This window comes from Thalassotalea sp. PP2-459 (genome assembly GCF_001913705.1).
In the GTDB taxonomy this organism is placed as follows: domain Bacteria; phylum Pseudomonadota; class Gammaproteobacteria; order Enterobacterales; family Alteromonadaceae; genus Thalassotalea_C; species Thalassotalea_C hakodatensis.
This window is the reverse complement of sequence record NZ_MKQD01000045.1, coordinates 1-11,422: the sequence shown is the minus strand read 5'-3', so window position 1 is coordinate 11,422 and position 11,422 is coordinate 1. Positions and strand designations below refer to the sequence as shown.

Below are 11,422 nucleotides of genomic sequence, written 5' to 3'. Positions count from 1 at the left end.
TGAATTTAATTCATTTGTTCTTAATTATTGAGCATTGTTCTCTTCTCGTTTCCATAGCCACCACGAATAAATTTGTGGTGTAATTGCCGATGGTAAAACGAGGCCAATGATTAAGTAAGTTAAATAGTCATCGTGAATTAGCCAACAAGTCACACTGACGGCTAACCCTGAAACCATAAACAGGCGACCCGCTAATCGATGTGTTTTGCGCCAATTTTCGTCATTTTGAAGTGTCCATGGAGTACGAATACCAATAAAGTAATTACTTCGTGTTTTACTTAAATAATTGCCCACAATCATTAAACAAATACCAACCATAAAGACCACGAGTAAATGCATTTTGAGTGTGAAACCATAAATTAAAGCAACATAACCACCTTCCAATACAGCCAGTAATAATATTATGGCGAATGCAATTGCATGAGTTGCTTTTTTTGATTGTACTAAATTTTCTTTTCTCGGTTCTAAATAGCGTAAGATGCTTAATAACAGTATTAAGCCTACCATTACTCCAGGCGGAAACAAAAGTGCTGTGGCAGCGTCTGCATATCTATCTATTTCACCTGCACTATTCCAGTGAATGGGTAACATCATATCTGTAGGGACCTGTGTAATCATAAATAATGCTACTAGCATAGTGATAGTGGTAATTAAGAGGTTAATTTTAAAAATGTTCATGCTTACTTCTCCTGCTCTTTAAAAGTATCTTTCCCAAATATGGCAAACATTCCCGCCATAAGATCTTCAACAACACTAGTATTGAGCGAGTAATAAATGGTTGTTCCATGTCGATGTGTTGTTACTAAATCAGCGGCCTTTAAAACATTAAAGTGTCCAGAAAGAGTTGACTTAGCAACGTCTATTTCTTGTGCAATTTCACCAGCTGTTAGGTTTTTCTCTTTTAACAAAGATAGTATTTTTCTTCTAACTGGGCTTGATAATGCTTGAAAAGCGTCTGACATAGGTGCTCCGTATCGGTATCTATTTTGTAATTTAGCGAAATAGCGAATTAGGTGCAATCATTATTTCGTTATATAGCGAAATAATGGTGAATAAATAGAAGTTTCTAATTCTATAATGTTACTAGAGCGTGTTGATCTTTGCTGTTTAAGTTTTATTCAAATTAAACGCCTTCTGATTGCGGCACTTGGATTATTGCATAGTCATTCTATGGTTAATTCAAGTAACAAAGAGCAGGAGGCGTTTAGTTGAACCCAAAGGGTAGCGTTTTTTGTCATTTATACGTCGTTATTGCTTTTTCCTGTGGTATAACCACATATTAATCGCAATGCCTTGTCTAAATACCAATAAACTGCTGAAAAATACCACGCGAAAGCTCAATGGACCCTCCTAATAATTAAAGAAATTTTTATTTTATTAATTCATGTGTAATAAAATTGTTAACGAGCAGACTAAGCACTCGTTACATAAAATAAATGTTAAAAGATAAAAACAAATATAGGAAATAAAAGATGCTAGAAATCAAGGGTTTGTCTAAGACTTATGACAATGGTGTTCATGCACTTAATAATGTCAATTTGACCATTCCAAAAGGAATGTTTGGTCTACTTGGACCAAATGGTGCTGGTAAATCATCGTTAATGCGTACAATTTCTACGTTGCAGGATGCAGATGAAGGGTCAATCACTTTTGATGGTATTGATGTATTTACAGATCCGCAGGCGTTACGTCAACGATTAGGATATTTGCCACAAGACTTTGGTGTTTATCCAAGAATTAGTGCCTATGACTTATTAGATCATATGGCCATTTTAAAAGGTATTCGTAATAAAGCAGAACGCAAAGAAGCCGTTGAGGGTTTGCTTGCACAAACGAACTTATTTCAGCATCGTAAAAAAGCCGTTAGTGGCTTTTCGGGCGGTATGCGTCAGCGTTTTGGTATTGCACAAGCGTTATTAGGAGATCCTGATTTATTAGTGGTGGATGAACCAACCGCTGGTTTAGATCCTGAAGAACGAAATCGCTTTCATAATCTATTGGTTAGTTTAGGCGAAGAAAAAGTTATTATTTTATCAACACACATTGTTGAAGATGTATCTGAACTTTGCCCTAACATGGCAGTGCTAGCTTCAGGCCAAATATTACTTGAAGGTAACCCCATTTTATTGACCGATAAACTCGGTGGCCAAATCTGGCGTAAAACAGTGACACAACAAGAAGCCGTAGAAATAGAGCAGAACATGCCTGTTATTTCAAAACGATTATTTGCCGGTAAAACTATTATTCATGTGATGGCTGAACAAGCACCTGAAGGCTTTGAAGCAGCCCCCGCAAACTTAGAAGATGTCTATTTTTCTACATTACATTCTCATCGTAATGCGGCTTAAGGGGTAAGTTATGTTTGCAAAAATGTTTTTATTTGAGTGGCGGTATTATACCCGTCAGCCATCTTTCATTGTCACGAGTGCGATTTTTTTCTTTTTGACTTTCTTTGCAACAGTCAGTGATAACGTACAAATAGGTGGTGGGGGCAATGTCTTATACAATGGTCCTTACTCTATTGCTCAAACCTTAGTAATCATGGGGATTTTCTCCATGTTTTTGGTGGTTAACTATGTTGCCAGTACTGCAACAAGAAATGATACAACCAAAATGGCTGAGATCCTTTATAGCAAACCAATTAACCCAATAAGTTATCAGCTTGGGCGTTTCTTTGGTGCTTTCGCGATGGTAGCAACCGTGTTTGCTTTCGTGCCTTTTGGGATCTTTTTAGGAACGGTTCTTGGTGGTTTAGCTGGCTGGGTAGATGCAGAGCGGTTAGGAGCAACTAATCTTAGCTATTATTTCACGGCGTATTTTTATTTAGCCTTACCAACATTACTGGTCTTATCGTGTATGTTTTACGCGGTTGCTATTCGTTTTCGTAGCATGATGGCTGTTTACTTGATTGCAGTCGGGTTTTTTATTGCATATACCGTTGCTGGGCAGCTTTTCTCAGATCCTGAATATCGTACAATTGTTGCACTTGCAGACCCTTTTGGTGTTAATACCTTTGGTGAAGTAACTCGTTACTGGACCATGCACGACAAAAATAACACTGCTGTTGAATTAACCGGTGTATTACTTGAAAACCGGGTGATCTGGTTAATTGCTAGTATTATTATTATGGCATTATTCGGTGGTTTTACTCGTAAAATATCATTAACACAGCCGAAAGCTAATAAAAAAGAAAAACAAAAAGTTGAAGAAAGTTCTGATTCAGCGCTAGCCAATCGTGTTGACTATAAAAGTCACGGTATCACTACAAGTGCGCATTTATGGTTGCGTATTAAATTTGAAGTAAAACAAGTGATATTTAGTGCACCATTTTTAGTGCTTGGTGCTTTTACTATCTTTGCTTTAGTTGCTCCCCTAATTGACCCTAGAGCTATGTTTGGCACTCCAAATTGGCCGATCACGCAATCAATGATTCAATTAATTGCAGGCTCAACAGGGTTATTAATGCTGATTGTATTAACGTACTACAGTGCTGAAATTGTGTGGCGTGAACGTAATTCTGGTATGGGTGATATAGTTGATTCAATGCCTGTCAATAACATCACTTTTTGGTTATCAAAAATTATTGCTATTAGCTTAGTACTTGCACTGTTATACGTATTTGGTATGTCAGTCACTGTACTAAACCAAATTATCAGAGGGTATGATAATTTTGAATTCTCACAATATTTTATTCGCTTAGGCTATGTAAACCTAGTACCGTTAATCATGACAGCTGTACTTGCATTCTTCTTACAAGTGCTTAGCCCGAATAAATATATTGGCATGCTATTGTTCGTGCTATATATCATTTCAACGTTAGTGATAAGTAGCTTCGGCTTTAGCCATAATATGTTCCAATTTTCTGGCGCCCCTATCGTTTTTTATTCTGACATTAATACCTATGGCCACTTTTTAACAGCACATTCTTGGTATATGTTGTATTGGCTAGGCGCGTCAATAATTTTGGCCGCTCTTACTTATGCGTTATGGCATAGAGGCCCAGCTCAACCATTAAAATCAAGGTTTAACAAAGTGGGTTACTACCTAGGAAATAAAGGTAAAGCTGCTATTGCACTTGGTCTAGCAATATTTATTGCAACAGGTAGTTATATTCATTACAACACGCGCGTGTTAAATGAATATGTCATTCAAGAAGATGCACAAGATCTACAAGCGGAATATGAAAAAAAATACGTTGCGCATAAAGATGATGAAATACCAACGATCACTAAAACGCATGCAAAAGTTGATATTTACCCGTCTGAACGTCGTATTGACGCGGTTGCGGAAATTACCGTTAAAAATACCAGCGACACAGCGATTGAACGTTTCTTAGTGTCCAAACCGCGTTTTACCGAAAAGTGGGACGTGGTTTTAGCAGGCGGAAAGCTTACTGAATTTGATGACAAGTTTAATTCAGCATGGTTCGTTTTTGACCAACCATTAGCGCCAGGAGAAACAACAACAGGACAATTAATTGCCCATCGAACACATCAAGGTTTTACTGATGGTAGTAATGATTTTTCCCTTATTGAAAACGGTACTTTCATTAACAACTATGATTTGTTCCCAGCCTTTGGTTACCGTTCTGATTGGCAGATAGTTGATCGACACGAACGTAGAAAACGTGACCTAAAACCAATTCAACGCGCGAATAAATTAGAAGACAATCGTTACTACAATGAAAGCTTCTTTGGTAAAGGTGTTGGCTTTATTGATTTTGAAGCAACAATTTCAACCAGTGAAGATCAATTTGCCATTGCGCCTGGTTATGTGCAAAGTGAAACTGTTGAAAATGGCCGACGTACGTATCATTATAAAATGAATGCACCAATGGTGAACTTTTATTCGATAATGTCGGCTAAACTAGAAGCGAAGAAAGAGCAATATAAAGGCATTGATATTGAGATTTATTATCATAAAGATCACCATATGAATGTAGATCGTATGATTGAATCAGTACGTGACTCTATTGATTACTTTACGCAAGAGTTTGGTCCTTACCAGCATAAACAAATGCGTATTATTGAATTTCCTGGTTATAGAAGTTTTGCGCAGAGCTTTGCCAATACAGTACCTTATTCAGAGCAAATAGGTTTTATTACTGATTTACGCGACCCTGAAGATATTGACCCTGTTTATTACGTTACGGCTCATGAAGTTGCTCATCAATGGTGGGGACATCAAGTAGGGGCAGCTAACGTACAAGGTAGTGCAATTATTTCTGAATCATTATCGCAATACTCTGCTTTAATGGTGATGGAGAAAAAGTATGGTCCTGAAAAAATTCGCAAGTTTTTAAAGTACGAACTTGATCGCTACTTAAGAGGTCGTAGTGTTGAAATCATTGAAGAAATGCCATTGTTCCGTAGTGAAAATCAACAGTATATTCATTACCGTAAAGGCTCTGTGGTGATGATGGCACTTAAAAATAGATTAGGCGAGCAGCAATTAAATAAAGCATTAGCTGATTTTCTAGCTGAGTTTAAATATCAAAGCACACCTTATCCAACAACGTTAGATTTAATGGCGTATATTAAACAAGATGCTAACGAACAGGAAAAAACGTTTGTTACTAGTTTGTTTGAACATATAACGCTATATGATCTTAAAACAACCAATGTTGATGTGACTGAGCGAGAAGATGGTAAATTTACAGTTATCGTGACAATTGATGCTGCAATGCTTACCGCTGATGGTCAAGGCGCAGAGACAGAAAAAGACTTTACTGACATGATTGATATCGGTTTGTTTAGCGCTGATCCTGAAGATCTTTCTGCAGAAAATCTTGTGCAATATTTAGAAAAACATGAAATTAAATCAGGTGAAAACAAGATTGAAATCATCGTTGATGAAAAGCCTAAATATGTAGGGGTAGACCCCTTTGTACGGTTAATTGATCGTGATAGTGCAGATAACATTTATCGACTATAAAACGGGTTAGTATTGGAAAAACCACCGCTAATGCGGTGGTTTTTTTTCGTTATGTTGATCATAACAAGGCGCTATTTCATATCATAATAGATGTGAATATTAGTTCGGGCTTGATTCGTCTTCGTGAGCGGATAGGCTTGGTTTTAACCCTCTACAGTCCTAATAATGAAATATTCAGGCCAAATTTCTTTGACTTCATTTTGCCATGGCACATCAACACTGCCGTTGGGTAATAGTTTCAACCAGTATTTTGCCCACTTTCGTACTATTTTTCCTGACTTACTTAGTTTTAATGGGGCAAAACGGCACTGATATTGTTCATCGTTATATTCACATACTTGAGCACTTTTGGCTGTTTTAAATTTAACCATTAGCACCTTACTGATCACTTCAACATTTGAATAAGGCAATAAGTTTTGTTCTTTTAATGTTTTTAGTATTCGTGCTTTTTCAACACAAACTTTATTGTAGGCGTCTATGTGTGGCGTATCGATATAGCCGGTTAACCCCCAAATAGCTTGACGCTCTCTGTCTGCTGTTTCTTTTAGCGGAACAAGCACTTGCTTAATGCGTTCAAGATCGTTGAGGGTGTACATGATAAAATCTCAATATAGGTTTAGTGTTAAGTTGAGCGAGAATGGAAAATTTAGCTTTCGAAAATTACTATTGAGCAAGCCAAATAAGAAAAGCTTTAAAATCAATAGAGTTTGCAAAGCTAATGACACTTGAGCCACTCTTGTGGTTTACCACTGCTCGGTTTTTGTTAACAGAAATTGAATGCACAGGTTGCATTATCCGGATCTGTTGTCCGTTATAATTATAAGACATATAAAATCTCGAAAATAGAAGGCAATATTGCCAATATATAAAATATTGCTGCATCGAAACAATAGCGTGAAATCAATCGAAAAATTCGATAAGCAATTACTTAGTTTTCTAAAGATGGCTATCTGGAGCTAGGAAAGACATTACAATAGGAATAGTCAGATTATATGTGAGAGGGAATACTAATCTGCTGGCGCAGTATAAAGCATGAATAAGTAATATACAACTAACATTCCTATAAAATTAGGCAAAACGCATGAACTAGGTAATAGCCCACGCGATAAATATACCTGAACTTATTTCTGCTATTTACGTCAATAAATAGAGAGCCCTAATTCTTCTGCAAGCCCTGCGATAAAATTCATACCGACAACGGAATTGCCAAAACTATTTAATGGTGGGCTCCATGCACAAATAACACCGAAATTAGGCACAATTGCGACAATTCCACCTCCTACGCCGCTTTTCGCCGGTAAACCAACTGAAAAAGCAAATTCACCAGATTGATCGTACATTCCACTCGTTGATAAAATAGCATTAACTCTATGCGCTTCTTTTCGTGTGCATACAGGAGTATTGGTTAATGGGTTTATACCTTTATTGGCTAAAAATAATAAGCTTTGTGCTAATTGTTGGCAATTCATTGTAACTGAACATTGTGTAAAATAATGTTCTAATACATCAGGCACTTCAGCTTCAATATTATTAAAACTTTTCATCAAATATGCTAACGCCGCATTGCGATTACCGTGAGTGAGCTCTGATTGAAACACATCATGATCAATATGAATATCTTCGTCGTTGGCTATGGTGCGTAAAAAACTGACAAAAGCGAGTTTACTTGCTGAATAATGGCTCACTAAAACATCTGAAATTAAAATAGCGCCAGCATTAATAACCGGATTTCGAGGTATGCCTTTTTCCCATTCAAGTTGAATAATCGAATTAAACGGTTGCCCAGAAGGCTCCATATTTACACGTTGCCATAATGAATCGCCTACGCGGTTCATCGCCATGACTAAACCAAACACCTTTGAAATGCTTTGAATTGAAAAGGCATGTTGGTAATCACCTACACCGACAAAATCGCCATCAATTGTCGCAATAGCTGCACCCATTAAGTTCGGATCTACCTCTGCTAAAGCAGGGATATAATCAGCGACATTACCACGAGGACTACTATCATGTTGTGCTAATAGAAGAGCTTGTAATTTTTCACGTAAATTCGATAAATCTTTATTCATTCAGTGAGCTTTCGTTGAACTTTACAGAAGGGGCTATTTTACATAAATGAGTATTGATAGATACCCTAGTAAAAAAACACTTTGATTTTTTGGTCGCCAGTGTTCATGGCCTTTTACTTTTAATGTTCTATCAAATAGCTGTTGTCAGGTGTGATTAATTCTGGAGGGTTAATTGCGTTGTGTGTTTTTGGTTTATCTATTTGCTGAGCGATTAATCTTTGTGGGATATGCGGATGCAAAAGTGGCTTAAAATGTTCAGTATTGATGAATGTTGTATTAAGCCAACGATTAATGAGGCTTTCATTCTGTGGTAGTATTAGCGGCATGGCTTTACTGTGAATATGTTTTAGTTTTTCGTGTGGTGGTAGGGTAATTACTGAGCATGAAGTGGTAACTTCTCCTGTTTGTTTATTAACCCAATCTCTTGCTAAACCACCCAATAATATTCCACCACTGTCTGCTGCCATATCAAAATAATGTACAGGTTTTTTATCGTTAAATTCAGTTTCACCAAAACCTTTTACCGCAATAACACAACGTGAATGACGATATGCATGATAACCCGCACTTCTTGGCGTATTTAATTTATCAAATCGGGTATTAAATGATGTGTATTTTGATGGTTTAAAACCATTTTCAGTGTTATCTAGCAATAACCACCAGATAGCATTTTCTACAACGCGGCTATTATTCTTTTCTCTTACAATAGAAACAGTGTCAGCCGCTTTAACAAAGCGTTTATCAATGGGTTTATCAATTACTTTGTTAATCTTTAAACTGGTATAAAGCTTTTTTACACCGCTATCAAATGTCGCGTTGAATCTGCCGCACATAACTGGAATGTATTTTTTAGTAAATAATTTTTATAGAGTTTAGCATCTTATCTTAGGTATATGTTGCCAATTCGAAGTGTATTGTGGGCTAAGAAACTGTCGTTTCATATTCCACTTTTGCGTTTGACCTGCACTGGCAACGTTAATACTACCAGAACCATAGCGTTTATTAATCTTATCAAAGCACTGCATTAGCTTGGGATTAGTATTATCTAATGTAAATAAATCAGCTTGATAAAACGTATTGCTTGTTAACTCAATAGCACCAACGCCGCAGCGATAAAAGTTTACACCTGATTGGTAAATATTGGGTAATACTAACGATACTGCGCTGGCTAGTTGGCTCGTGTTGTCAGTTGGTATGGCAAAAGGATAAACAAGGGCTTGTTTGTAGTAGTAGTCATCATGTGGAGAGCTAGAAGCAAATACCATGAGTTTATGGGTTTTAGATGATTGCTTCCTAAGTTTTCTCGCGACAATTGTAGCGTGACTAGAAAGTGCTGCTTTTAATGTGTGGTAGTCAGTTATACGTTGTCCAAAACTACGGGTAGAAAATACTTCTTTTTTAGGTTCTTTTACTTCATCCCATGACAAACATGAAATACCGTTTAATTCATTAACCGTACGCTCTGTTACTACACTGAATTGCTTTCTTATCATTTTTGGATCTTGCTTTGCTAAGTGATGAGCCGTTGTAATGCCTTGTAAGTTAAGCTTTTTAGTAATACGGCTACCAATACCCCATACATCACTGGTTTTCATTTTTGCTAAAATGGGTATGGCATCGTAGGTATTATTAATAACAGCAACACCATCAAATCCAGAGAGCTTTTTTGCTGCATGATTGGCAGCTTTTGCTAGCGTAGCCGTTGAGCCAAAACCTACCCCAACAGGCAAACGTGTTTCTTGCCATACCGCTTGTTTTATTTGATGGCCGTACTGATACCAATTTTTAATGGCTCGATGAAAATGATCAAAATGCAAAAATGCTTCATCAATCGAGTATATGTGTTGGTTATCACAATATCTAGCTATCACTGTCATCATTCGTTCAGATAAATCAGCATATAGTTCATAGTTGGATGAGCGGATCACCACCTTATGTTTATAAAGCAAATCTTTAATTTGAAAAAAGGGTGTAAATTTCGGAATACCTAACTGTTTGGCTATGGGGCAAGCCGCACAAATACAGCCATCATTATTCGTTAAAACAACGACAGGCTTATTACGAATACTTGGATCAAATACTTTTTCTGCAGACGCATAAAAAGAAGTAGCATCAACTAAGCAATACATGCCATTAACTCAGGCGCTTTATGATGTAGTCGAATAGAACGAGTGACCACACCTTCAACTTGAAATTCATCTTGCGCTGAAATAGCGACAGGTTGATGATGCTTTGATGCAGATATTAATCGCGCTTGTGCTTTATCAATGAGTTTACAAACGAAGCAACCATTATAATTGGCAACAATAACGTCGCCATTGCGTGCCGTTAGTGAGCGATCAACAATCAGTAAATCACCGTCAAATATACCAACACCTTGCATAGATTCGCCGGATGCTTGACCAATAAATGTTGCATTAGGGTGTCGTATCAATAGTTGATCAAGCGATAAGCCTAACTCCTTGTATTCTGCCGCCGGCGATTCAAATCCTGAAATACCCGCTTCAATATAGATAGGAATAACTTTCATACAAACCAAAAAATAACTGTAATTATATACAGTATAGTTTTTTAGTTATCATAAATAAAGACATTATGAGCGAATTGTTTTTAGCGGCATTTGAACCTTTACTGATTCTGTATATAAAGCCTTGCTTAGTAGTGCCGGTAATGACTACAAGTTTATTAATATTGCGGAGACAGTAAAATTGATTGAAGAACTCAACCAAGTGCCTAATGATAAAAGATCAAAAAATCCTAACCGAAGTAGAAGCTTTTCTTATCAATAGTGCCGACTGCCGGGGTTGAACTGCCAACCCTGCTTAGCTGCTGATTCATCAGTAGGTCAGTTCCATAATTTGCAGACGAAAAAAAGCCTCAACCGAAGTTGAAGCTTTTCTTATAAATGGTGCCGACTGCCGGAGTTGAACTGCCAACCCTGCTTAGCTGCTGATTCATCAGTAGGCCAGTTCAATAATTTGCAGACGAAAAAAAAGCCTCAACCGAAGTTGAAGCTTTTCTTATAAATGGTGCCGACTGCCGGAGTCGAACTGGCGACCTACTGATTACAAGGTACTGACGCTAGAAAGCTAAAGTCACTGTCTATGCGCTATAACTACATGTTCAATATAGAGAAATATAAAAATAGCCCTTGTAGATTCAAGTGATCATCGCAACACCCTTTTCAATCATGTGTGATGGCGTCTTAAATTTCAATGTTTTCCTTGGGCGTTCATTTAATTGTGTTGCAACTATATTAAGCTTGCCTTGTGAGTGAGGTGACAAGTCTGTTTTTCGTGGAAAGTATTGGCGTATTAGGCTGTTATGTCCACTTCCCCATTAATGACACAGTTCTAAATTAGAATTTTCCAGTTTTTCTCGGTAAGCTGCCGGCGGCAGCTTACCCAGACTCTCATGTG

9 protein-coding genes and 1 pseudogene are annotated in these 11,422 nt (G+C 37.3%); 2 read left to right on the top strand and 8 right to left on the bottom strand.

Annotated elements, in window-relative coordinates; translation table 11 throughout:
* Positions 1 to 24: 24 nt before the first annotated feature.
* Together BI291_RS11015 and BI291_RS11010 are read right to left on the bottom strand one after the other, a co-directional pair.
* The gene (locus tag BI291_RS11015) at positions 25 to 678 is read right to left on the bottom strand and encodes an SdpI family protein (protein WP_074498820.1); all 654 of its coding nucleotides are present in this window, start codon (positions 676 to 678) and stop codon (positions 25 to 27) included.
* Between the two features lie 2 nt (positions 679 to 680).
* Positions 681 to 962 carry an autorepressor SdpR family transcription factor gene (locus BI291_RS11010; RefSeq protein ID WP_074498819.1) on the bottom strand — a complete coding sequence of 94 codons (282 nt, stop codon included), beginning with the start codon at positions 960 to 962 and terminating at the stop codon, positions 681 to 683.
* Positions 963 to 1,472: 510 nt separating this feature from the next.
* On the opposite strand from BI291_RS11010, the gene BI291_RS11005 reads away from it, so the two are divergent.
* Entirely contained in the window at positions 1,473 to 2,348 is an 876-nt protein-coding gene (locus tag BI291_RS11005; RefSeq protein ID WP_074498818.1) for an ABC transporter ATP-binding protein, read from the top strand.
* A 10-nt stretch (positions 2,349 to 2,358) separates the two neighbouring features.
* On the top strand, positions 2,359 to 5,934 hold the full coding sequence (locus BI291_RS11000; RefSeq protein WP_074498817.1) for a M1 family aminopeptidase: 3,576 nt from the start codon (positions 2,359 to 2,361) through the stop codon (positions 5,932 to 5,934).
* Positions 5,935 to 6,077: 143 nt separating this feature from the next.
* Here the strand turns inward: BI291_RS11000 and BI291_RS10995 are convergent, their stop codons facing one another.
* The 6 genes and pseudogenes from BI291_RS10995 to BI291_RS18580 form a co-directional block, all read right to left on the bottom strand.
* Entirely contained in the window at positions 6,078 to 6,530 is a 453-nt protein-coding gene (locus BI291_RS10995; RefSeq protein ID WP_074498816.1) for a hypothetical protein, read from the bottom strand.
* A gap of 543 nt (positions 6,531 to 7,073) precedes the next feature.
* A complete protein-coding gene (locus tag BI291_RS10990) occupies positions 7,074 to 8,003 on the bottom strand; it encodes a glutaminase (protein WP_074498815.1) in 930 nt (309 codons plus the stop codon).
* Positions 8,004 to 8,122: 119 nt separating this feature from the next.
* The gene (locus tag BI291_RS10985) at positions 8,123 to 8,836 is read right to left on the bottom strand and encodes an SOS response-associated peptidase family protein (protein ID WP_074498814.1); all 714 of its coding nucleotides are present in this window, start codon (positions 8,834 to 8,836) and stop codon (positions 8,123 to 8,125) included.
* A 39-nt stretch (positions 8,837 to 8,875) separates the two neighbouring features.
* Positions 8,876 to 10,132, bottom strand: coding sequence for a Y-family DNA polymerase (locus BI291_RS10980; RefSeq protein ID WP_074498813.1), 1,257 nt, complete (start codon positions 10,130 to 10,132; stop codon positions 8,876 to 8,878).
* Positions 10,120 to 10,533, bottom strand: a complete 414-nt coding sequence (locus tag BI291_RS10975; protein ID WP_074498812.1) for a LexA family transcriptional regulator — start codon at positions 10,531 to 10,533, stop codon at positions 10,120 to 10,122. Before BI291_RS10975 ends, BI291_RS10980 begins: the two co-directional genes overlap by 13 nt.
* 629 nt (positions 10,534 to 11,162) lie before the next feature.
* A pseudogene (locus BI291_RS18580) lies at positions 11,163 to 11,327 on the bottom strand (IS30 family transposase); the annotation flags it as partial.
* Between the last annotated feature and the right edge of the window lie 95 nt (positions 11,328 to 11,422).